General features: G+C 63.3%; 21 protein-coding genes and 2 pseudogenes. 17 read left to right on the top strand and 6 right to left on the bottom strand.

All coding sequences use genetic code 11. The features are described from left to right. Positions 1 to 152: 152 nt before the first annotated feature. The 5 genes from ACQEVO_RS15415 to ACQEVO_RS15395 all read left to right on the top strand — a co-directional run bounded on the left by ACQEVO_RS15415 (position 153) and on the right by ACQEVO_RS15395 (position 4,610). Positions 153 to 1,784 carry a flavin-containing monooxygenase gene (locus ACQEVO_RS15415; RefSeq protein WP_432913518.1) on the top strand — a complete coding sequence of 544 codons (1,632 nt, stop codon included), beginning with the start codon at positions 153 to 155 and terminating at the stop codon, positions 1,782 to 1,784. A 56-nt stretch (positions 1,785 to 1,840) separates the two neighbouring features. Then, on the top strand, positions 1,841 to 2,569 hold the full coding sequence (locus tag ACQEVO_RS15410) for an SDR family NAD(P)-dependent oxidoreductase (protein WP_432922708.1): 729 nt from the start codon (positions 1,841 to 1,843) through the stop codon (positions 2,567 to 2,569). Between the two features lie 49 nt (positions 2,570 to 2,618). Further along, the gene (locus ACQEVO_RS15405; protein ID WP_432913516.1) at positions 2,619 to 2,957 is read left to right on the top strand and encodes an NIPSNAP family protein; all 339 of its coding nucleotides are present in this window, start codon (positions 2,619 to 2,621) and stop codon (positions 2,955 to 2,957) included. Beyond that, complete coding sequence (locus ACQEVO_RS15400) at positions 2,954 to 3,703, top strand: SDR family NAD(P)-dependent oxidoreductase (protein WP_432913514.1); 750 nt, start codon at positions 2,954 to 2,956, stop codon at positions 3,701 to 3,703. Before ACQEVO_RS15405 ends, ACQEVO_RS15400 begins: the two co-directional genes overlap by 4 nt. A gap of 88 nt (positions 3,704 to 3,791) precedes the next feature. Then, positions 3,792 to 4,610 (top strand): mycofactocin-coupled SDR family oxidoreductase, encoded by an 819-nt coding sequence (locus tag ACQEVO_RS15395; RefSeq protein ID WP_432913512.1) that lies wholly within the window; start codon positions 3,792 to 3,794, stop codon positions 4,608 to 4,610. Positions 4,611 to 4,669: 59 nt separating this feature from the next. On the opposite strand, the gene ACQEVO_RS15390 is transcribed toward ACQEVO_RS15395, so the two are convergent. Next, complete coding sequence (locus ACQEVO_RS15390; RefSeq protein WP_432913511.1) at positions 4,670 to 5,083, bottom strand: PaaI family thioesterase; 414 nt, start codon at positions 5,081 to 5,083, stop codon at positions 4,670 to 4,672. 285 nt (positions 5,084 to 5,368) lie between these two features. On the opposite strand from ACQEVO_RS15390, the gene ACQEVO_RS15385 reads away from it, so the two are divergent. The 11 genes from ACQEVO_RS15385 to ACQEVO_RS15335 all read left to right on the top strand — a co-directional run bounded on the left by ACQEVO_RS15385 (position 5,369) and on the right by ACQEVO_RS15335 (position 17,640). Then, positions 5,369 to 5,974: a TetR/AcrR family transcriptional regulator gene (locus ACQEVO_RS15385; RefSeq protein WP_432913509.1), complete on the top strand. Its 606-nt coding sequence runs from the start codon at positions 5,369 to 5,371 to the stop codon at positions 5,972 to 5,974. 180 nt (positions 5,975 to 6,154) lie between these two features. Continuing rightward, positions 6,155 to 7,066 carry an alpha/beta hydrolase gene (locus ACQEVO_RS15380; protein WP_432913507.1) on the top strand — a complete coding sequence of 304 codons (912 nt, stop codon included), beginning with the start codon at positions 6,155 to 6,157 and terminating at the stop codon, positions 7,064 to 7,066. Positions 7,067 to 7,089: 23 nt separating this feature from the next. Next, the gene (locus ACQEVO_RS15375) at positions 7,090 to 8,328 is read left to right on the top strand and encodes a CaiB/BaiF CoA transferase family protein (protein WP_432913505.1); all 1,239 of its coding nucleotides are present in this window, start codon (positions 7,090 to 7,092) and stop codon (positions 8,326 to 8,328) included. Continuing rightward, the gene (locus tag ACQEVO_RS15370; RefSeq protein ID WP_432913503.1) at positions 8,325 to 9,503 is read left to right on the top strand and encodes a CaiB/BaiF CoA transferase family protein; all 1,179 of its coding nucleotides are present in this window, start codon (positions 8,325 to 8,327) and stop codon (positions 9,501 to 9,503) included. Before ACQEVO_RS15375 ends, ACQEVO_RS15370 begins: the two co-directional genes overlap by 4 nt. Before the next feature lie 111 nt (positions 9,504 to 9,614). Further along, complete coding sequence (locus ACQEVO_RS15365; protein WP_432913501.1) at positions 9,615 to 11,303, top strand: class I adenylate-forming enzyme family protein; 1,689 nt, start codon at positions 9,615 to 9,617, stop codon at positions 11,301 to 11,303. Between the two features lie 209 nt (positions 11,304 to 11,512). Then, positions 11,513 to 12,268 (top strand): 3-oxoacyl-ACP reductase FabG, encoded by a 756-nt coding sequence (gene fabG / locus ACQEVO_RS15360; protein ID WP_432913499.1) that lies wholly within the window; start codon positions 11,513 to 11,515, stop codon positions 12,266 to 12,268. Between the two features lie 5 nt (positions 12,269 to 12,273). After that, the gene (locus tag ACQEVO_RS15355; RefSeq protein WP_432913497.1) at positions 12,274 to 12,834 is read left to right on the top strand and encodes a flavin reductase family protein; all 561 of its coding nucleotides are present in this window, start codon (positions 12,274 to 12,276) and stop codon (positions 12,832 to 12,834) included. Next, positions 12,834 to 14,465 carry a long-chain fatty acid--CoA ligase gene (locus tag ACQEVO_RS15350; RefSeq protein WP_432913495.1) on the top strand — a complete coding sequence of 544 codons (1,632 nt, stop codon included), beginning with the start codon at positions 12,834 to 12,836 and terminating at the stop codon, positions 14,463 to 14,465. Before ACQEVO_RS15355 ends, ACQEVO_RS15350 begins: the two co-directional genes overlap by 1 nt. Before the next feature lie 5 nt (positions 14,466 to 14,470). Beyond that, entirely contained in the window at positions 14,471 to 15,475 is a 1,005-nt protein-coding gene (locus ACQEVO_RS15345) for an NADP-dependent oxidoreductase (protein WP_432913494.1), read from the top strand. Between the two features lie 72 nt (positions 15,476 to 15,547). Beyond that, complete coding sequence (locus ACQEVO_RS15340) at positions 15,548 to 16,912, top strand: LLM class flavin-dependent oxidoreductase (RefSeq protein ID WP_432913492.1); 1,365 nt, start codon at positions 15,548 to 15,550, stop codon at positions 16,910 to 16,912. A 35-nt stretch (positions 16,913 to 16,947) separates the two neighbouring features. Continuing rightward, the gene (locus ACQEVO_RS15335; RefSeq protein ID WP_432913490.1) at positions 16,948 to 17,640 is read left to right on the top strand and encodes an acetoacetate decarboxylase family protein; all 693 of its coding nucleotides are present in this window, start codon (positions 16,948 to 16,950) and stop codon (positions 17,638 to 17,640) included. 217 nt (positions 17,641 to 17,857) lie between these two features. Here the strand turns inward: ACQEVO_RS15335 and ACQEVO_RS15330 are convergent, their stop codons facing one another. Continuing rightward, positions 17,858 to 18,235 carry a DUF202 domain-containing protein gene (locus ACQEVO_RS15330; RefSeq protein WP_432913488.1) on the bottom strand — a complete coding sequence of 126 codons (378 nt, stop codon included), beginning with the start codon at positions 18,233 to 18,235 and terminating at the stop codon, positions 17,858 to 17,860. 576 nt (positions 18,236 to 18,811) lie between these two features. Further along, a complete protein-coding gene (locus tag ACQEVO_RS15325; RefSeq protein ID WP_432913486.1) occupies positions 18,812 to 19,399 on the bottom strand; it encodes a nuclear transport factor 2 family protein in 588 nt (195 codons plus the stop codon). Positions 19,400 to 19,446: 47 nt separating this feature from the next. Here ACQEVO_RS15325 and ACQEVO_RS15320 point away from each other — a divergent pair. Next, positions 19,447 to 19,566, top strand: a pseudogene (locus ACQEVO_RS15320) (IS21-like element helper ATPase IstB); the annotation flags it as partial. A 26-nt stretch (positions 19,567 to 19,592) separates the two neighbouring features. Here the strand turns inward: ACQEVO_RS15320 and ACQEVO_RS15315 are convergent. From ACQEVO_RS15315 to ACQEVO_RS15305, 3 genes and pseudogenes are all read right to left on the bottom strand, one after another. After that, positions 19,593 to 19,788 (bottom strand): annotated as a pseudogene (locus ACQEVO_RS15315) (acyl-CoA dehydrogenase family protein); the annotation flags it as partial. A gap of 3 nt (positions 19,789 to 19,791) precedes the next feature. Beyond that, complete coding sequence (locus ACQEVO_RS15310) at positions 19,792 to 20,775, bottom strand: NAD(P)H-dependent flavin oxidoreductase (protein ID WP_432913484.1); 984 nt, start codon at positions 20,773 to 20,775, stop codon at positions 19,792 to 19,794. Positions 20,776 to 20,826: 51 nt separating this feature from the next. Beyond that, positions 20,827 to 22,677, bottom strand: a complete 1,851-nt coding sequence (locus tag ACQEVO_RS15305; RefSeq protein ID WP_432913483.1) for a flavin-containing monooxygenase — start codon at positions 22,675 to 22,677, stop codon at positions 20,827 to 20,829. Between the last annotated feature and the right edge of the window lie 315 nt (positions 22,678 to 22,992).

Genomic DNA, 22,992 nt, shown 5'->3' with positions numbered 1-22,992 from the left:
ACGCTTGACACATCGGGGTTCGAGTGGAAGTCTCGGCGCACCGGTCGCTCATCCGAGCGCAACCCTTTTCGGGCCGCAACGCAATCAGGACGAATGTCGAGCCTTGGCCGGTTTATGCAAATCTGCAGCAGAAAAAGACATGCGAGGACCCCATGAACAATGAAGTTTCGCGGCACCGTGCCGACCGGGAGCCGGACTCGGGGGAGGTGCTCGATGCCCTCGTTGTCGGCGCCGGTGTTTCGGGGATATATGCCCTTTACCGGCTGGCCGAACAAGGGCATTCCGTGCGTCTGGTGGAGCGCGGCTCCGGCGTGGGTGGTACCTGGTTCTGGAACCGTTATCCGGGCGCTCGCTTCGATTCCGATTCCTATTCGTACGGATACTTCTTCTCCGAAATCCTGGCGGATGAATGGCGATGGAGTGAGCACTATGCCGGCCAGCCGGAGGTGGAACGCTACTTCAATTTCGTCGTGGACCGGTTCGGGCTGCGTGACAAGATCCAACTGAATACCACCGTCGTCCGGGCACGATTCGATGCCGAGAACAACGTCTGGGTCGTGGGGTACGCGGACGGGCAGGAGACAGCGGCCCGCTTTCTCGTGCTGGCGACGGGGATGCTCTCCGAGCCCTATGTTCCCGAGTTCGACGGGCGGGACGATTTCCATGGTGTGATGGTGCATTCGGGAGAGTGGCCTGCGGAAGGGATCGACCTCGCCGGCAAGCGGGTCGCCCTCTTCGGCACCGGTTCCTCGGGTGTTCAGCTGGTGCAGGAAGTGGCGCAAGAGGCGCAGTCCTTGACCGTCTTCCAGCGCACCGGCCACTGGGTCACACCACTGCACAACCGGCCGTTCACCCCTGAAGAGCAGGAGGAGTATCGGAAGAACTTCGCGGCGGTGCACCAGCAGCGGCTCAACCACATCGGTGGCTTCTTGCACGAGCCCGAGTTGCGTCTCACATTCGAGGTCTCCGAAGAAGAGCGGCTGAAGAAATACGAAGAACTCTACAATTCCGGCGGGCTGCGCATTCTGTCGTCGGCATTTGCCGATACGCTCTCCGACCCAGCCGCCAATAAGGATTTCACCGAATTCATCGAATCGAAGATTCGCGCCACCATCGACGACCCGGATCTGGCCGACAAGCTGATCCCGAAGGACCACGGGATAGGTATGCACCGCCCGCCGAAGGGAACGGGGTATTACGAGACCTATAACAACGACCACGTCGAGCTGGTCAGTTTGAAGGAGACCCCGGTTGTGCGTTTCACCGAGACCGGTGTGGCCACAACCGACCGCGAATTCGAATTCGACGTCATCATTTTTGCCACCGGATTCGAGGCGTGGCTGGGTGCGTTGAAGAAGATCGACATCCGGGGTAAGGGCGGTCGAGCTCTGATGGACGCTTGGTCGGACGGCCCACGGACCCTCCTCGGCATGGGGGTGCCCGGTTTCCCGAACCTGACCTTCGTGGCCGGCGTGCACAGTCTGGGTGGCAATCTCCCGGCCTTCAGCGAGGTGCACGGGGACTGGATCGCCGACCTGATCACCTACGTCAAACGGCACGGTTATGCGCGCGTCGAAGCGACGGACGAAGCCGCGGCCGAATGGACCGACCACGTCTACGAAACGGCGAAGCCGGTCCTGCTCGCGAAGGGGTCCTGGTATCAGCGCGGCAATATCCCGGGGTCCGACGGCAGGATTCTCACCTACTACGGCGGCCTGGACAAATGGCGGGAATGGGCGGCCCGCGTCGCCGCCGCCGGATACAAGGGTATGGAGCTGGAGTGAACCGCGGCGCCGCTGGTCCACGGCTTGCCGGGTTGTTCGATGACACTGAGACGTTGGTGATCACCGGCGCGGGAGGCGATATCGGATACGCCGTCGCCTCCGGGATGGCGTCTCCACAAACCCGGGTACTGCTCGTGGATGTGGACCTGCCGAAGCTGCGTGCGGTGGAAGACGCCCTCCGGGGGATGTACCGGGAGATCGCCGTTGTCGAATGCGACGTATCGTCCGAGTCCGGAGTCGTTCACTACAGCAACGTCGCTCGAGAGTTCGGTCGTGGGTCGGTCGAGCGATTCTTCAACAATGCCGGGATCATCGGGGCGATAGCGCCGTTGACCGAGTATCCTGCCGAAGTTTTCGAACGGGTCCTTGCGGTGAATGTACGTGGGGTGTTTCTCGGGCTCAAACACATCGGGCCGTTGCTGAAGCGTGGTGCGGCAGTAGTGAATACATCCAGTGTCGGCGGGCTCACCGGACAGCCCGGTCTGGCTGCCTACGTCGCATCGAAACATGCGGTACTGGGTTTGACCCGGACGGCTGCCCTGGAATGGGCGGACCGCGGCGTCCGCGTCAACGCGATCTGCCCGGGCCCGGTTGCCGGGCAGATGATGGACGCGCTCTTCGAGGGACTCGATCTCGACCCGGACGACCGCGCGGCGGCGGTGCCGATCGGCAGATTGGCCGCGCCGCAGGATATCGCGGAATCGGTCGCCTTCCTCATGAGCGCGGCCGCCGATCACATCACCGGCACCACGATCACGGTGGATGGCGGACGTCAGGCGGGATGATCCGAGCCGGGATATTCGGCGCCGCCGCATAGCGAGAGGTTTCTGAGAAATGTTCATCGAACATTACGAGTACCAGGTGAATCCGGGAATGTGGGACCAATGGGAAGAGTTCATGGTCGAACACGCCGTCCCCTACCAGCAGAGCTGCGGGATGCGGATTCTCGGGCTCTTCTGGGCCGACGACGATCACACCAGGTTTGTCTGGATGCGATTGTTCGACAACGAGGAAGAACGGGTTCGCCTCTACGCCGCGGTGTATGAAAGCGAGCACTGGCAGCAGAAAATGCTTCCCGAGGTCCGCAGGCTCGTGGTGACCGGGAGTAGCCGGACAACGCGATTGGTCCCGTTCGCCGGCCACGCTGCACTCGACCCCGAATGGGTGGGATGACGATGCCGCGGTTCGAGGGCAAGAGCATCCTTGTCACCGGTGCGACCGGAGCCATCGGTACCGAGATCGTCCGGCGCCTCGCCGGCGAAGGCGCGCAGGTGATCATCAGTGATGTCGACGAGACCGCGTGCGAGCGAGTTGCTGCGCGCGTGGACTGCGAACCTATTGTTCACCGGCTCGATGTGACGACAGAGCAGGCGTGGTCCGAGGCGGTCGCGGAAATCGAATCTCGGTGCGGTGGTCTGTACGGACTCGTCAACAACGCGGCGGTGGCGACGCCGGAATCGGTGGTCGACGAATCGGTGGCAGGCTGGAACACGGTGATCGGAATCGCTCAGACCGGTACCTGGCTCGGCATGAAGCACGCGGGTGCGCTGATCGAGCGGAGCGGGGGCGGTGTGATCGTCAATGTCTGCTCGATCCTCGGGACTGTCGGTGTGCCCCACAGCTTTGCGTATCACGCCGCCAAAGGGGCGATCCGTGGCATGACGAAGAGTGCAGCCGTCTACTGGGCGAGTGCCGGTCTGCGGGTGAACTCCCTGCATCCCGGCTACATCGGCACACCGAGAATGCTGGAACGGCTGGACGATCCCGCATTTCGGGAGGTGACCGTCGCCAGGACCCCGATGGGCAGGTTGGGCACGCCGGCGGAAGTGGCCGATGCTGTGGCGTTCCTTGCGGGTCCGGAAGCCGGCTTCGTCACCGGGGCCGAGCTCTACATCGACGGTGGGTTGACCGCGCAGTAGACGTCGTCGCGAAACGGTTCGCGATCGGAAAATTCGTTCCGCCCGGTGGGTTTCGCCTGGCCGAAACGACATACAAAGGAGAATCATCATGCCCGAATTGCAAGGCAAAGTCGCCTTGATCACCGGTGCGGCGCGCGGTCAGGGGCGTGCGCATGCTGAGCGGCTCGCGGCCGAGGGAGCATCGATCATCGCCCTCGACTTGTGCGGTCCGTTACCGGCCAGTGTCAAGTACCGTTCGGCAACGACGGATGACCTCGACGAGACGGTGCGCCTGGTCGAGAAGCTCGGCGGACGAGTGCTGCCCGTCGTCGCCGATGTGCGAGATTTCGACGGGATGAAGTCGTCCGTCGATGTCGCGGTCGAGGAGCTGGGCGGCCTGGATATCGTCATCGCGAATGCGGGAATAGCCGTAGTGTCGGAATGGGACCGAATCACCCCGAAGGCGTTCCGAGATACCGTCGACACCAACCTGATCGGTGCGTGGAACACGGTGATGGTCGGCGCGCCCCATCTGCAGAAACGATCCGGCGGATCGATTGTTCTGGTGAGTTCGGCCGCAGGGGTTCGTGTTCAACCGTTCATGGTCGATTACGTGGCGAGCAAGTATGCCGTGACCGGGATGGCCAAAGCCTTTGCGGCCGAACTGGCCAAGGACAACATCCGGGTCAACAGTATCCATCCCACCGGTGTGAATACCGACATGGCCACGAATCCGAGCGTTCAGGAAATCTTCGCCGCGGCGATCGAACGAAACCCTCGCCCCGCCAGCCTGTTCACGAACATGCTCGCCGTCGATTTGCTCGAACCCAGCGATATCACCGATACCGTGCTCCACCTCGTGTCCGAACGAGCGCGGTTCGTCACCGGTCACGCCATGACCGTCGACGCCGGAATCACCTTGCACTGATCGGCCGCCGCGTCGCAGGGATACCGGACGCGGAACGCTTCTTGTGCGCCGAATTTCGATCAATCGGCCGGCGCGCGGACGCCGGCTTGGCTGCCCACTTCCGCGGCCGCGTATCGGCGCGCCGCTCGTCCACTGATCATGGTCGCATGTGCTGTCGCACATCTGCGCCCGGCGCTGTCCTCGACGACCACTTCCACGTACTTGGTCCGGAATCCGCTGGGCAGAAGCAGTCCCCGAATTGTCAGCGGAAGGTGGGCGGGTGAATGGAACTGAATATGCAGGGAGCCGGTCACCGGTACATAGTCCGGTGCCGACGCCCGGGCGGCGACAACGGCCATGATCTGGTCGGCTGCGGCGGCAATAATGCCCCCGTTGACGGCGGAGTTGGCGTTGAGTGGCAAACCGCTGTCTTCCAGTGCGAATTCCGATTGCTCGGGCGCGACCGACAGACATGTCAACCCGATCACACTCATGATCGGTTGGGAATTCGCCCACGAAACCCATTCCCCTTCCGTGTCGTTCGCTGATGGAGACCGGCGGTCGAGGGGGTGGCTGGGCGGGAAGTCGGCCATGATTCGGGTGGTCCTATCGACTGGGCGACGTACGGATACATTGCGAACGAAGGATGCGGCGGGACGAATTCGGCTGATTCCGCTCACGGACCGCCCGCCCGTCGATGCTAACCGTACCGTAGCCGTACGTTAAGGTACGATCGCCGTGAGGGTGAATGTGGGAAGCCGAACCGAGGGGACCGGACGATGACGCAGGCAGCAGTCGGCAGGCCGCGGGGTGCCGGTTACGACCGGCGGATTCTCGAGGCCGCGGTGCGCGTCTTCGCCTGCCGTGGCTGGGAGAGGTTCACCTTCGACGCGGTGGCCTCGGAAGCCGGGGTGGGCAAGCCCGCGCTGTATCGGCGGTGGGATTCGCGTATCGAACTCCTCCGCGCCGCGACCACCCAACTCGTGGACCAGACCGCCGTCGACCACGGGTCGCTGCGTGCGGATATCGAGGACTATATCCGCCGGTTCTTCGATTTCATGATGACCGATTCCGGCCGTGCCTGGCTCCGGCTACAGGTCGAGTTGCCGTTTCAAGAAGAACTGCAGGTCATTTCTCGTGCCGATCTGCTGCATCCCGCCCAGGTAGAGTTCGAGGGGATCACCTCGCGTGCCATCGAGCGGGGGGAGATCACCGACGCCCCGCCGGTGAAGTTCCTGCTGGAAACGATCGGCGGTCCCATCGTGATGCGGGCGATTCACACCCCGCCGTCGAAGCGGGCGAGATTGACCTCGCAAGAAGAAACGTACGTGGGTGAACTCACCGACTGGGTTCTTCGGGCGCTGTCGGAAAACGGGTCGTCCTGACTTTCTGCCGAGGCTTCGGCGCATTCTGTTCGACCCTACTGACCCCACGCATAATCCGCGTTCAATGGTTGACAACTACTACGACCGACCGTAACGTACGCAACTAGTACGAAATGATCGTCGTCACACCTGCGCCTGGTGTAGGCGGCCGCAGTGTCCCAACGCAGGGAGGTTGTTCCCATGGTCAGTCCCGAAGCTGTCGAGTTCGTCGAGAGTCTGAAGCGGCACGGTGAGCGCATGGTCGCGGTGGCGGGTCTCTCGCTCGATGATCAGCGGGTGGTCGCGGAGGGTTTGCAGGCCATGACCGGCCCTGCTCGCGGGGTCGCCTTTCACGATGCCTCGACGGACACGGTTCCCGGCGTGTGGGTGCGGCCCGAGGGTTCCGATGTCGTGGAAGACGCCGCGATCGTCTATGTGCACGGCGGCGGATACGTGTACGGCACCCCCGTGGGGTATCGCAACCTGGCGGGGCATGTTGCGAAGGCCGCCGGCGTTGCCGCGTTGATCCCGAAGTATCGCCGCGCACCCGAGCATCCTTTTCCAGCCGGTCTCGACGATGTCCTTGCCGCCTACCGTGCACTGCTCGAGCGCGGTATCGCACCGGAGAAGATCGCGTTCGTCGGCGACTCCGCCGGCGGCGGTCTGGTGCTGGCCACGCTGCTGAGAATCCGGGACTCGGACCTGCCGATGCCGGCGACCGCCGCGTTGATGTCTCCGTGGGTCGACCTCGAAGCAACCGGAGCCTCGATGGTCACCAATGCCGGTGTCGACCTGCTGGCGAGTGCTGAGGGAATGCGCGCACTCGGATCCCTGTACGCCCCGGGCGCCACCGGCGACCCGATCGCCTCGCCGGTGCTGAACGACTACTCCGGTCTGTGCCCGCTGTTCATCCAGGCCGGCGGTCACGAGGCCCTCCTCGACGACTCCACCCGAGTACGCGACAAGGCCATCGAAGCGGGGATCCCGGTCGAATTCGAAGTCTTTCCGGAGATGCAGCACGTCTTCCAATTGGGGGCCGGACACGTGCCGGAAGCGGATGAAGCGGTCGCAAAGCTGGGCGCTTACGTCCGTACCGTACTGGCCAAGTATTGATACGCGACGAGCGTCGGAGATACATGATGAACGACGGCTCGAAGAGGCCGCTGTCCGGAGTCCGGGTAGTAGAAGTAGGTGTCTGGCACGCCGGGCCCGCGGTGGGTGCGATCCTCGCCGACCTCGGTGCCGATGTCGTCAAGGTCGAAAGCCTGCGCGGCGATCCGGAACGCAAGTTCGCCGCGTTCGCGCCGATGACCGACACCCGGGAGATCGACACGGCCGGATGGACCGTGATGTTCGTACTCTCGAATCGTGGAAAGTGTGGCATCAGCCTCGATTCGAGCTCTCCCGAGGCGCAGGAGATCATCCACCGACTGGTCGCCGATGCCGATATTTTCCTCACCAACTTGCGCGGTCCGACGCGGAGAGAACTCGGAATCGACTACGCGACTCTCGCCGGTGTCAACGCACGGATCATCCATGTCAACGTCACGGGCTTCGGCGATCGAGGGCCGCTCGCGGACAGTGGTGCTTTCGACAACGTAGGTCAGGCGATGTCGGGAATGATGCTCGCTGCCGGCGCCGGCCATCCGCAGCCGCTGAATGTGATGGTGATGGATCAACTGGCCGCCATCGTCGGCAGCCACGCGGCCGTCACGGCTCTCGCGGCACGCGAGTTGCACGGCATCGGCCAAGAAGTGCACACCTCCCTCTACGGAGCAGGTACCTGGCTGATGTACGCCAACCTCGGGTTCACCGGAGCTCGCGGCTTCGAAGTCTCGCTGGACGGCAGCCGGACCACCCGGTCCCCTTTGCGAAACCTCTACAGGTGCGGAGACGACAGATGGGTGATGGGCACCAATCACCCGGAGCAGGAACACTGGGCGAACTTCTGCCGAGCACTCGGATGCGAAGAATTGATCGATGATCCGCGATTCGACACGGTCGAATCGCGACACGACCATCTCGAGCACCTGTATCCGATCCTCGACAGCGTGTTCCGGTCGAAGCCGCGGGACGTCTGGCTTCGGGAGCTACGGTCCGCGGGCCTGTTCTTCGCCCCGGTCAACGGATTCGCCGATGTGCTGGCCGACGAGCAAGCCCAGGCGAATGGATATGTGACGACCGTGGAGCATCGACAGCTGGGAAATGTGCGGCAGCCGGGCTACCCGATCCGGTTCGGGGCCTTCGACGCGGGTCCTGCCGTACCTGCGCCGATGCTGGGCGAGCATACCCGGGAGGTGCTGGAATCGTTGGGATACAGCCACCCGCACATTGACCACCTGGTCGAGTCCGGCACGGCAGGGGAGTGGCGATGACCCGGTCCGAGACGCGGGCGTTGTCCGGCGTGACCGTCCTCGAGGTGCGAAGTATCGGTCCGGGACCGCTCGCCGGAATGTTGCTGGCCGATATGGGAGCCGATGTGATCCGGGTGGATCGTCCTGGTGCACCGCAGCGTGGTGCGTCGGATCGAGTGGCCCCGACCCATCGCGGTAAACGCTCGGTAGCGATCGACCTGAAGACGGACAAGGGGAGAGATCTGCTGCTGAAGCTGACCGAACGCGCCGACGTCCTGATCGAAGGTTTCCGGCCCGGTGTGATGGAACGTCTCGGCGTGGGGCCGGACGAGTGCCTGCGCAGGAACCCGAAGCTGGTGTACGGACGCATCACAGGCTGGGGCCAGGACGGCCCATTGGCCTCGGCGGCGGGCCACGACATCAACTATGTCGCCCTGAGCGGTGCCCTCGACGGAATGGGATCGGACCCTGCGGGCCCGCCGGTTCCAGCGGTCAGTTACGTCGGAGATTTCGCCGGCGGAACCATGTTTCTCCTCTTCGGTGTCCTGTGCGCGTTGCGGGTGGCCGACCGGACCGGCGTCGGTCAGGTGGTGGATGCGGCCATGGTGGACGGTGTGGCCGCCCTCAGCGCCCCGTACCATGGACTTCGCGCCGACGGAAAGTGGCATCTCGGCCGGGGGCGGAATGTGATCGACGGCGGCGCTCCCTACTACCACGTGTACGAATGCAGTGACGGGCAGTTCATCACGAATGCCGCCGCTGAACCCGAGTTCTATGCGCAGCTACGGTCGGCTCTGGACCTCACCGACCCGGTCTGGGATCGGCAGAGCGATGAGGACAGCTGGACGGTCCAGTCGACGCGGCTGGCCGACCTCTTCCGAATGCGGACGCGGGAGCAATGGTGTGACCTCCTCGAAGGAACAGATGCGTGTTTCGCGCCGGGCCTGAGTCTGGAGGAGGCACCGCACCACCCGCACAATGTCGCCCGCAACACCTTTACCCGGGTGGATGACGTGGTCCAACCGTCTCCGGCGCCACGGCTGAGCCGCACACCGGGCGCGATCGATGCCAGACCACCACTGCCCGGAGCGCATACTCGCGAGGTGCTCCGTGAACAGGGCTTCTCGGATAGCCGGATCGACGAATTGATGGCCGAGGGTGCCGTTGTCGCGAGCCGGGAAACAGCGGTGAAATAACGTACCGAATTGGTACGCATGGAGAGGAGTTGTTGACGTGAGGATGCGTGTCGACGGGGCTTCTCGCGCAGCAGCGGATCGTTGCCGCACGATTGCCCTTGTGATACAAGCATGGTCGGTAAGGGGCGCGCGATGGTGACCCGGGAGATGTTGAGCCGGCTGGTCGAATCCGACCCGGCCTTCGAACTCGTGACGGAGAAGCGCGGCGGTCGGACGCAAACGAACTACGGGAACGTGGCCGGTTCCCTGCGTGAACTCGCCGCGAACCTCTCTTCGTTCGGCGATTCGGTGGCGATCAAGGTCGAGCAGCGATCGGTCACCTATGCCGAGCTGTGGGGGGATATCGTTGCCGCCGCGCACTGGTTCCGAGCCCAGGGTGTGGGCCCCGGCGAACGAGTCGCGATGCTCGCCCGCAACGGCATCGAGCTCTCCGTGGCGTTCTGGGCCTCGCAAGCCATCGGTGCGGTTTTCGTGCCACTCAACACGTCCTGGACCGCGGCCGAGGTGCACTATGCGTTGTCCGATTGTGACCCGACCCTCGTGGTCACCGCCGCGGAGCTGTACGACCGGATTCCGGACGAATTCCGGGGCAGGGTGGTTGCCATCGGCCCAGTCGGGGCGCGTGCTCGCGAGGTGATCCGGATCTGGGAGGACGTGGTAGCCGGGCGTCATCATCGTGATCTACCCGAAGCTGCCGTTGCTTCGGATCACCCGGCCACGATCGTGTACACCTCCGGTACCACGGGCCGCCCGCGGGGTGTTGTCCACACGCACGGTAATCACTGTGTGGCAGTGTGTAATTCGAGCATCACCGCTGCGGCGGTGCAGCTTCTGTTCGGTCCCCCGGCAGCGGCTGGGGACCGAGCTGCCGTGTTGCAGGTGCTCCCGTGGTTCCATGTGGCGGGACTGGGCGCTATGTACACCTCGTTGCTCGCGGGCGTCGAGAATGTCGTCATGCCACGCTGGAACGCCGCGGAAGCGGTCCGGATCATCGGCGAAGAACGCATCACTTCGCTGGGCGGGGTACCGACGATGCTCGGACAACTGCTCGTCGAGGAGAAGCAGAACGGCAACGCGGATCTCAGTTCGCTGCGGATGGTCTCGTCAGGAGCGACCGCGGTGCCCGCCACTCTCGTCCGGGCCGTCGAGAACGGGGTGGGGCGGCAGGCGACGTTGCTGACCGGCTACGGCCTCACGGAGACGACCGCGAGTATCGCGCTGAGCGTGGGGAGTGATCTGTTCGAGAGGCCCGAGTCCGTCGGCTACCCCTATCCGGTGAATGCCGTGCGGATCGTGGACGACGACGGCAAGCACGTGCCGGCGGGGCAGATCGGGCAGATCTGGGTCAGTGGACCTACGGTTGCCCAGGGCTATTGGCGCGACCCGGAGGCTACTCGCGCTGCATTCACCAACGGCGGATTCTGCACAGGAGATCTCGGCTATGTCGACCGGGACGGATACCTGTTCATCGCGGGACGGATCAAGGATGTGATCATCCGAGGTGGAGAGAATATTCAGGCAGCCGAAGTGGAGCAGGTTGTGGCCGAACTCGAGCCGATCATGGACATCGCGGTGGTGGGCCTGCCCCACCCGTCGCTCGGTGAGGAGGTCGTTGCGGTGATCGACGTCTACCCAGGTGCATCGATCACCGATGCCGAGATCGATGCGCATTGCCGAGAGCGGCTCGCGAAATTCAAGATTCCCTCGCGATACATCCGCGATGTGCCCATTCCTCGGAACGCGACCGGAAAATCGCTCAAGCGCGTATTACGAGAGTCCTTGATTTCCGATCCTGCCTGAGTAGACGCTGGGGCGCCTGTCTGATTCGAATTTGTTCCGCTCAAAAGATGTTGACGGGTGACGGGTGGCCAAGTATCGTACTAGTATAGTACGTAATATCGAGGTTCGAACTTCTTCGAAGTCCTTCGCCTGTGGCCCGTTCCGAGGGCCGATTCAGCCCTGCCCATCGAGACCCGGGCGTTCAACCGACAACGTGACTGGAGATAGTTGTGAGTAGTACCCGTACTGCGATCGTGACCGGGGCCGCTCGCGGCATCGGAGCCGCTGTGGCGCTGCGGCTGGCCTCGGACGGCTATGCGGTCGCCGTGGTCGATCTGGATGAGACCGCGAGCGAAGCAACGGTGGAGCAGATTGCTGCCGAGGGCGGACGCGCCGTCGCGGTCGGGGCCGACGTGGCCGACGAGCAGCAGGTGCGGGCGGCTGTGGACCGGGTCCGCTCCGAACTCGGAGCGCCTGTCGTGCTCGTCAACAATGCCGGGATCATCCGCGACAACTTGATGTTCAAGATGACGGTCGAGGACTGGAACGCCGTGATGTCTGTGCACCTGCGGGGCGCATTCCTCATGACCAGGGCGGTGCAGGCGGACATGGTCGAAGCGAAGTTCGGCCGGATCGTCAACATGTCGAGCACCGCCGCGTTGGGAAACCGGGGCCAGGTGAACTACTCGGCGGCGAAGGCCGGTCTACAAGGCTTCACGAAGACCTTGGCAATCGAACTGGGTAAGTTCGGTGTCACCGCCAACGCCATCGCGCCCGGGTTCATCCGGACCGATATGACCGCGGCGACCGCCGCGCGAATGGGGATGGATTTCGCCGACCTCATCGCCGCCGGCGAAAAGGCCATTCCCGTCGGACGGGTCGGCGAACCCGAGGATGTGGCCCATACGGTGTCGTTCCTGGCGAGCCAGGATGCCGGATTCGTCTCCGGACAGGTCATCTACGTGTCCGGTGGGCCGCAGGGGTGATGACGATGACCGACACGATCACTGCCGGCCGCTTCCGGCAGGTGCTGGGCCATTACCCGACAGGCGTCGTCGTGGTCAGCGCGGCGATACCCGGCCGGCGGCCTGCCGCGTTGACCATCGGGTCCTTTTCCTCGGTGTCACTCGATCCGCCATTGGTGGCCTTCTACCCGGACAAGGCATCCTCGAGCTGGCCGGAAATTCGTGAACAGCAGCGCTTCTCCATCAATATCCTGAGTGCTGGGCAAGAGGACCTGTGCAAGCAATTCGCGAAAAAGGGATCCGAGAAATTCGCCGGTGTGTCCTGGCGGCCCGCTGATTCGGGCTCGCCGATCATCGATGGTGCGGCCGCATGGCTCGATTGTGAATTGTACGACGTCCAGGAGGCCGGCGACCACTATCTGGTCTTCGGTCGGGTAGTGGCGATGGACGCCGCACCGAATCGGCCGCCACTACTGTTCTTTCGCGGCGAATACGGAAGCTTCACCCCGTCGTCGCAAACGGCGGAGACCGCACCGGAGGTCCCCGGGATCCCGACCGCCGCCGGGACGAACGAGGGAGTTGCCTGATGGACGGGCTCATGCAGGATTATCCGCTGACGATCGACCGCCTGTTCCGACGCGCCGAGGACTGGTTCGGACACAAGTCGATCGTATCGGTCGAACCGACGCGGGAAGTGGTGACCAGCTACCGGGATTGGAGCGCCGGAACGAGAAGGCTTGCCGGCGCGCTCGAACTTCTCGGGATCGCACCGGACGCCCGGATCGGCTCGTTCGCCTGGAACTCGGCACGGCATCTGCAACTGTATTTCGGGGTACCGGGCACAGGCAGAGTCCTGCACTGCATCAATATCCGTCTGTCACCGGAACAGGTGGTCTTCGTCATCAACCATGCCGAGGACGAAGCCATCTTCGTCGACCGGTCACTGGTACCGGTACTCGGTCCGCTCCTCTCACGGTGCCCCACCGTGCGCCATGTCATCGTGATGGAAGATGCGCCGGGAGCCGACGATGTTCTCGACGGTATCAGTGCACAGGTGCACCGATACGACGATCTTCTCGCTGCCTCGCCGGAGGGGGATATGCGCGTCACCGACGAGAACTCGGCGGCGGCGATGTGTTACACGAGTGGCACGACGGGAGATCCCAAGGGCGTTGTCTACAGCCATCGGAGTGTCTACCTGCATACGATGGCGGCGAGTGCCGTCGGGACACTGGGCATCAACGAAGCCGACCGTGTACTTCCGCTGGTGCCGATGTTCCATGCCAACGCCTGGGGTATCCCGCACGCCGCGGTCGCGCAGGGCGCGGACATCATATTGCCCGGGTCCGATCTGAGCGGTCCCCGGGTGGCCGACCTGCTGGTGAACCACGAGGTCACGATGACCGCGGGGGTGCCGACCCTCTGGACGGCAGCGTTGCCGCACCTGCGCGACCGGGACACCAGTTCGCTTCGTCTCATCGCTTGCGGTGGAGCCGCCGTGCCGGTCGCGCTGTCGGAGTCCTATCGGAAACAGGTCGGTCTGCCGCTGCAACAGGCCTGGGGGATGACCGAGACCAGTCCTCTTGCCGCGGTGGGACGGTTGGACCGATCGCATACCGAACTCGACGAACAGGTACAAGCAGACCTGCGAGCCGGGGTGGGGCGAGCGACGCTCGGTGTGGAGGCGCGTCTCGTCGAACCGGACACCATGAACCCGGTGCCGCACGACGGCGCCACCACCGGCGAACTGCAGGTGGCCGGACCGTGGATCGCCGGGGGCTACTACCAGGGCAGTGGCGACGACGAGGGGTTCACCCCGGATGGCTGGCTCCGGACCGGCGACGTCGCCACCATGGACGGCCGGGGCTGGATACGACTCGTCGATCGCACCAAAGATCTGATCAAGTCCGGCGGGGAATGGATCTCCTCGGTCGACCTCGAGAACGAGTTGATGAACCACGCCACCGTTGCCGAAGCAGCCGTGGTCGGCGTGCCACATCCGCGCTGGACCGAGCGTCCGCTGGCCTGCGTTGTGCCGGCCGCCGGGGCAGCTGTCGATACGGATCAACTGATGGCGCATCTGGCTCACCGATTCCCCAAATGGCAACTGCCGGAACGAATCGTGGTGGTAGACGCGATCCCGAAGACCAGTGTCGGGAAGTTCTCGAAGACGCAGCTGCGCGCGCAATATCGCGACGCGTTCATGGTGGAGGGGTAGCGGCCGTGCCGATATCGAAACAGGTCACGCTCGCTCGCCGACCGGAAGCGCATGTGGACTCCTCGGTGCTGCGCATCGACGAGGTCACCGTCAGCGAGCCCGCCGACGGTGAGGTACTGATCCGCAATCTCGTCTTTTCGCTGGATCCCTACATGCGACCGCGCATGGACGATGAAGCGTCCTACATCGAACCGTTTGCCGTCGGAGCCCCACTCGAAGGGGGTGCGGTCGGGGAGGTGATCGCGTCGCGGGTGCCCGGTATCGAAACCGGCTCGCACGTCATACACATGGCGGGTTGGCGGGAGTACGCACTGCTGCCCGGAAAGGCCGTGCGGCGCCTCGAGCCCTCCGATCACCCGCTGTCATATCACCTCGGAGTGCTGGGTATGCCGGGATTGACCGCGTACGCCGGCCTGGTCTCGGTTGCCGGTCTCGGGCGTGGCGAATCCCTTTTCGTTTCGTCCGCGGCGGGAACAGTGGGCAGCCTCGCGGGACAGATGGCAAAGCTGCTGGGCGCAGGGCGGGTGATCGGCAGCGCGGGCTCGCCGCAGAAGGTGAGTTACGTCCGAGATGAACTCGGCTTCGATGCGGTCATAGACTATCGGGCCACTCCGATCATGGACAGTCTCGGTCGCGCGGCGGCCGATGGCGGTATCGATGTCTATTTCGACAATGTCGGTGGCGATCACTTCGCGGCCGCGCTCAGCCACCTGAACGACTTCGGTCGCGTGGTGATGTGCGGAACGATTTCCTCCTACGACGATCCCGCCACCCGGACGATTCCGGGAAATTTGTTCGACATCGTCCGAAAGCGTCTGAGAATCGCGGGCCTGTACGTCAATGACCATGTGGCCACCGCGGGTGATTTCTCGCGCGATGTCGGGCAATGGCTCCGGGACGGGAAGCTCGAGGTCCGGGAAGTGAAATTCCAGGGACTCGAGTCCGCTCCGGAAGCGTTTTTCGGATTACTGCGCGGTGACCACACCGGGAAAGTGCTCGTGGAGTTGTAGCCGATTCGGCGACACGAGCCGGCACGGCTCGAATCAGAATACGTAGGACGCGAAACAGAAATCAGGCGGGCAATGAATAAGCAACTGATGTTCAACATCTTCACCATGAACACCGTCTCTCATGTCAACCAGGGCATGTGGCGGCATCCCGACAACAAGACGGTCCGCCACAACGAACTGGCCACATGGATCGAACTCGCGCAGCTGGCCGAGCGCGGCCTGTTCGATGCGATCTTCCTGGCCGACGGTGCCGGACTGGGCGGCGACTTCGGCGGTGACTGGGCCATCTATCCCGAACGCGGCCTCATGTTCCCGATCGGTGATCCGCTCATGGTGCTGCCGGCGATGGCACACGCGACGGAGCATCTCGGTTTCATCGTGACGAGCGCGCCGATCCAGCACCCCCCGTACTCGTTCGCACGGTCCATGGCGACCTTGGATCATCTGTCGGGTGGGCGTATCGGATGGAACGTCGTCACCAACGCCTCGGCCAATGCGCATCGCAACGTCGGCCTCGACGGTCTCGTCGAACACGACGAACGATATGCCATCGCCGAGGAGTATCTCGAGGTCGTCTACAAGCTCTGGGAGGGCTCGTGGGATGAAGACGCTGTCGTCATGGACGTGGAGAAGGGGGTCTACGCCGATCCCGCCAAGGTGCACAAGATCAACCACGAGGGCAAGTACTTCCGCTGTGAGGGCCCCTTGCAACTGGCCCCGTCACCGCAACGGACGCCGATGCTGTTCCAAGCCGGCGGTTCGGAGGTCGGACGGAATTTCGGGGCGCGCCACGGCGAGGGGATCTTCCTCATGGCCGACACCCCGGCCGATGCCGCACGTGTCATCGACGATATGCGCCGGCGTGCGACCGAAGCGGGACGGCGTGCCGAGGACCTGAAGTTCTTCCAGGGACTCACTTTCGTCGTCGGCTCGACAACGGAGGAGGCCGAACGCAAGTGCGCCGAACTCGACGAATACCTGGATCCGACTGCGGCGATGGCCTATCGCGGCGGGTTCATGGGCATCGATTTCGCAAATGTCGACCCCGATACCCCGTTGCGTGAGCTGCTCGAGCAGGCGTCCGGGGTGCAGGGGCCGCTGAAGCTGTTCATCGACAAACAACCGGAGGGGTCCGTTCCGACGGTCCGTGATCTGTCGGCCTTCTTCAATGCGAAGTACCGCGTGGTCGGCACGCCCGAGTCGATCGCCGACGAGCTTACCGAGTGGGCGGCCGTGGGAGTCGACGGCATCAACATGATTTCGATCATCACGCCCGGGACCTACGCCGAATTCATCGACCATGTGGTGCCGGTACTGCAGGAGCGTGGCCTGATGAAGCGCGAGTACGCGCCCGGAACGCTGCGCGAGAAGATTTCCGGTACCGGCAACGCTCGGCTCACGGTGCCCCATCCCGCCGCGCACCAGCGCAATCGCTGAGGCACAGTTCGACGATCAATGGAGGAGTATTCGGCATGAACGAAATCGGAAAGCGGTATCACGAAGGGCCGTACGAGTACGCCCGGGAATGGGATTTCCTGATCGACTTCCGAACTGACCCCGAGTTGGTGGCCCGACTGCTGCCGGATGCGCTGAAGCCCGATCCGGACAGTCGCGGATGGCTGCGGGTATCCCATCACAAGACCTCGTCCTTCGGGCCGTACATCGGTGCCTACATCGGTGTCTACGCGCGCCACGACCAGACGCCGGTCCGGTATATCGCCAGTGGTCTCAAGACCGACTTCATGGGAACTATCGCGGCCAGGGAGATCTGGGGCCTGCCCTATGGGCTCGGCACGGTGGACGCGGGATGGCATGGCAGCACGTTCCATTGCTCGATCTTCGGGCACTCGGGCGCCCAGAACGCCGAGGTCTTGTTGCAGACCAAATCCCGTCAGAAGGAAGCAAGGCCGGGCGTCGCGGCGTGCTACACCTCCGAGCTCCGAGACCACTGCGGGAATCTGCTGAAAACACAGTTGCTGAAAGCCCAGAACGCCTACGACCTGGGCGGAGCCGATGCCTGGGACGCATCGGCCGGCGTGAAGCTGTACCAGGGGACTGCGATCGACGACTGGTCGCTACTGCCCGTCGGTGACGTCGTCTACGCCGAGTACCGGACAGGAGGCAACAGCAGCCTGGCCATGGCCGGGGTCCTGGCCGAGTGGTGACAAGCTGGATGTTTTGTCGGAACCCTCATGGCGCGGCGTTGTCACGACTTCAGTACAACAGTACGGCGACGCAGGCCAGGATCTCGACTGACGCAGTGCCAGCGGACAGAATCGGGACGAGCACGGTGTCCGGCAGGGCCCGGCCCGCGTCCATGGCCGACCGGATCCGCCGCCGGTGCAGGTACGCATATGATGCCACCATCAGCGAGAGTGCCAGTCAGCTGATGGCCAGGATGGCGCGGATTTCGGTTTCCCAATGCTCCACGACCATGGTGTGCGCCGCGACTCCGCCGGCCAGTAACCCGAGCGCGGTTCGGATCCACGACAGGTAGGTTCGCTCGTTGGCGAGGGTGAATCGATAGTCGATCGGCGTCTCACTGTGGTCTGTCTGCTCGCCGTTGTCGCTTTCGCCGATATCTCCCCGGGGCGCGCTCATTGGGCCTTTGCTCTGCAGGACAGCATCGGCCAGGGCTCGCCAAGCCTCGGCGGGCGGCTCTCCCGTCTTGCGCAGCACCTGGATGCGGACGTGGTCGGCCCCGGCATCGAGGTGCTGCCGCGCCCTCTCCGCGATGTATTCGTTGGAACGCCAGGCCACTGTCGCATCGACCAACCGGTCGCTGCCCCGTCGGCGACGTCCGCCTCCGTGAACCCGAGCGTCAAGAGATTACACGTGTAGTTCGGCAGACCCAGGTACAGCTCGAGCCCGGCACACGCGATCCGGCGTGCACGCACGGGGGGCTTGCTCGCGAACGACCTTCAACTCCGGCACCAGCAGCGCATCCGGTCCCATCAGTTTCCGCGCATGGGCCGTGTGGTCAACCGAGTGGCTCGAGTTCGCGGCCGTAGCGACGGCTTCGCTCGATGTCCCGTGTCCGGAAGGAGTTGGACCAGATACCGACCTTGCCGAGGTAATCGAACCTGTTCTCGTATTGCGACATTTCAACCGTCGAATTCTCTGTCGTCCGTTGTGTCGCGAAGTGTCGGCGGATGTACCTGGCGGCGCGAATCTCCGACCCGGGACACGGGTTGGCGGGTGTGTCGTTATCGTTCGAGCGCCGCATGGGAGCCGACCGTCCTGCCTCGGCCGGCCGAGCGTCTGTAGAGCAGGCGTGGGTAGCAAACCGGCTGAAATGTGGATGATTGTTACCGGGATGTCTTGTATCCGACCGGTTCACTCCTCCATGCTGATCGCCCGTTCTCCGTGACGTCCGAGCGTCCCCCAGGTAAAACGAATACACCGGTATTTGAAGCGCCAGTGCCCGTCGTCCAGACACAGCACGTCCTGGTAGTGGCCCATGCACTCGATCTCGGCATCGGGTGTGAGGATCCGGAAGTACGCACGTCCGGACAACTCGGTCGTGCCATGGTGCTCGACCAGGACGTTGAACGTGTCGTGTACGTATCCGGTCCGTCCCGCGGACCTCTCGAGGAACATTGCGACGATGTTCTCGCGCCCGACTGTGCGGGACGTGGGTACGAAGCCGGCCGGTTCCAGCCGCTCGCCCCTCAGCTCGGCGTCGGGCGTGAAGCATGCCGCGAGGGCATGCGAATCCCTCCCGTCGACAGCGTGGCAGTAGCGGGCGTACAGGTTGGTGACCTCGAACTGGGACTGGGCCGTTAACATCGACGCGGCTACTCCTTGTGTTGTGGGGTGCGGAATCGTGCAAGCCGGCTGCGCTGGAGATCGCTGGATATCGTTCGCCGTTCGAGCGCCGACAGCCTGGGCTGTATCCCATCCCTTGCGGGTTGGGTATTTCATACCATAAGAGTACGTTATCCTTGCGTGACGAGGCGGTCAATTGCTGGCTCCTGCACCGTTCGGTCGTGCTCAACCTCGACGGCGACTCCTACCTCCTCCGTGATCACAACGCACGTTCGGAGAAGCTCCGTCGAGCCACCAACGGGAGCCGACAACCGCTACAGTGAACGCCGCACACAGGTGGGGAAGTCGGGACACCCGAGCCCCCGTACTCTTCCGGCACCGACAGGCCAATGACGCCTGCTTTCGCAGCTGCTCGCCAGGCGCTGCGATCGACGAGCCGCTCGCTCCCAGCGATCGTAGTGCGGCTCCACTTCCCGCGCTAGGATTGTTCGGACTGTTTCCCGGTAGGCTTCGTGGTCGGCGACGAACAGTGTGTGTTTCGTGATCTCTCAGGCATCGACAAGGGTCAGTAGTCCGGCGAGTCGTTCTGCGATCAATGCCTCGGCGTCGGAAACCATTCGCTCGACGAGATCGCCGACGGTAGGAATGTCGTGGATGATTCCCTGCACGGTACCCACCGTCCAGATGCCGGCTTCTGGATCTCCGTTCTCGTACACGAGGCGGCCACGTGCGCCGGCAACGAGTTCCCGAACATCGTCGAACTGCGCACCTTTGGCGAGAAGGTCGACAACCTCTCTGCTGACACCGTTACTGGCGACACGTGCGGTGTTACGCAGCGGTCGGAAGATCAGCTCGGTATCGGTTTCGCTCGCAGCGACGATGGACTCCTTGATATTTCGGTGAATCGGGGACTCTTCTGTGCACATGAAGCGGGTCCCCATGTTGATTCCATCTGCACCGAGGGCGAGCGCTGCGACGAGCCCGCGCCCGTCGCCGAAGCCACCCGAAGCGATCATAGGGATGGTGATGTGCTCGGCCGCCGCCGCGATCAGGACCAGGCCGGGAACGTCATCTTCACCGGGGTGCCCTGCGCACTCGAACCCATCGATGCTGATGCCGTCGACACCAATGTCTTGCGCCTTCAAAGCATGCCGAACGCTGGTGCATTTGTGGAGCACTTTCACCCCGGCCGCGTGAAAGTCGGGAAGGTGCGGCACCGGGTTCGAGCCCGCGGTCTCGACGATCTTGACGCCGGATTCGATGATCACTTGCCGATATTCGTCATAGGGCGGCGGCGTGATGGCCGGCAGGATGGTCAGATTGACGCCGAATGGCTCGTCGGTGAGCTCACGAGCCCGGGCGATCTCTTTCGCGAGATCCTCCGGAGTGGGCTGAGTGAGCGCGGTGATCATCCCCAGAGCACCCGCGTTCGCGACTGCAGCGACAAGTCCGGCCCGGCCCACCCATTGCATGCCGCCCTGGACGATGGGATGTCGGACGCCGAAGGTCTTGGTGAATGCGGTGCTGATCATGGGTCCATACCTAATTTGGTGACTTACCAGGAGTTCGCCGGTGTCCGGCCGTCACACACTGATGCTCACCGAGTTTTCAGATGCACTTTCAGCAGTACGGATGGTGCAGTACTCCTCGAGATCGGCGGTTTCACGCCACTCGCGCAGTTCGTCGCCGTAGTGCCGAGTCGATCCCGCATAGACATCGGCGGCCTGTGGACGGAGACCTTCACGAAGCTTGCCGTCGTTGTTCCAGTAGTTCGGGGTACACGACTTCTGGAACTCTTCGTCGTACTGTGACCGTTGCGCGACGACCGACGCCCAGTACTCTTCGCCTTTCTCTCTGACCTCGAAGACGTCGGCTCCGCGCTCTTTGAGCTTCTCGAGGATTCCAACGACGTGCTCAATGTGGGTTTCGGCGAGCTGCGTGTAATTGGGGCCGGCGGAGGAGTGCCGGCCGTTGCCGATGATGTACATGTTGGGAAAATTGTGCACGCAGGTGCCGTGCATGGTCCGAACCCCGTTGGCCCAGTAGTCGTCGAGTGATACGCCTGATCGTCCGACTACGTCGAAACCGCCTGCGCGGGTTGGCGTCGTCATGGAATCGAAACCGGTTGCGTAGATGATGACATCTACCTCGAAGTCGCGATTACCGAAGTGCAGCGCGTGCTCAGAGATGCGCTCGACACCGCGCCCTTCGGTGTCGACCAGCTCGACGTTCGGACGATTGAAGGCCGGGTAGAATTCGTCGTTGAAGGTGGGTCGCTTGCAGAATCTGTGGAAGTAGGGTTTGAGCGCCTCTGCGGTCTTGGGGTCCTCCACGGTCTCCTCGACTCGTCGACGGACCCGCTCCATCTCCTCGACGTCGATTGCCTGGACGATCTTGGAGTACTCCTCCATATCCACGGAACCATCCGGTCCGACCTCGGGGGGCGGGTTGCGGAAGATCCGGGCCCAGTTGTCGTTGACCATGTTCTCGTCAGTGGGGATGGCGAAGATCTGCGCCTCGAAGTTGTGCCTGCGCTCGGCCTGCCATTCCGGGTGGCGAGCAACGGTCTGCCAGGTCTCATGGTCGGTGTGCTGCTGATTGCGTTCATCGACAACAGACGGGGTGCGCTGAAAGACATACAGCTTGCCTGCGCTCTCGGCGAGCTTGGGCACAGCTTGGACCGCGGTGGCGCCGGTGCCGATGATGGCAACTCGTTTGTCTACGAGTTTGGTCAGGTTCCCTGTTGGGTTCCCGCCGGTGTACTCGTAGTCCCACCTACTCGCGTGGAAGGAGCGCCCCTTGAAGGTTTCCACGCCCGGGATGGCGGGCAGGTGCGGGCGGTGAAGAAGGCCGCCCGAAGCCAGCATCAGGTGTCGCGAACGGATCTCGTCGCCTCGGTCTGTCTGGACAATCCATCGAGCAGCCTCGTCGTTCCAATGCACGTCGATTACCCGGGTTTGGAACAGGGTCTTCGCCTCTAGACCGAAATGCTCAGCCAGCTTGCGGATGTAGCCCCGGATTTCGTGGCCGGGCGTGTACTTCTGCGATGGCACATAATCAACCGTCTCGAGCATGGGGAAGTAGATGTAGGACTCAGTGTCGCAATGGATTCCCGGGTACCTATTCCAGTACCAGGTCCCGCCGTAGTCGGCCCCCTTCTCTACGACCAAGTAGTCGTCGAATCCAGCCCCCTGCAGGTTCGCCGCCATTGTCACGCCGGCGATCCCAGCCCCGATCACCAAATGGTCGAGGTCCTTTCGGACTGGCTCGCGAGGAGACGGATCCGGCGCAAAGGGGTCGGCCGCCCATTCGGATTCGTCCTTGATCGTCGTGTAGCCGGTTTGAACCACGGTGCGCTTGTCGCGCTCCTCGAGGTACTTCTGTTCGAGCTCTTCGAGCCCGGCCCGGCTCATCTGCGGCGTGTTCTGATTCATTGACTGCCTTTACCTCGAGAATGGAATGATTTGGTCTGGCGGGCGAGTTGTTCGGTGTTCGCGATGCCGCGCCGATCGCCGCGGCGGGAACATCTCAACGGTGAGTTCGACGACCGGCTTCCAGTGATGTACTTGGTGCGTGCTCAGGTGCGCTGAGCGAGTCGTGGCCCTCTCGCGCCACAGACCGTCCCCGTGCACCCCGTCACCGGTGATGAAGGCGACCTTCCATTCCATTCGTGTCATATCGATACCCTGAAACTCCGGTTGGTGACCGGAATCATATCGTACCATCGGCGTACGATACACCACTTTTTG

The sequence above is a fragment of the Nocardia sp. CA-290969 genome, assembly GCF_050936135.1.
Classification (GTDB): Bacteria; Actinomycetota; Actinomycetes; order Mycobacteriales; family Mycobacteriaceae; genus Nocardia.
Note: the sequence above shows the minus strand (reverse complement) of the source record. Positions and strands in the feature narration are given on the sequence as shown.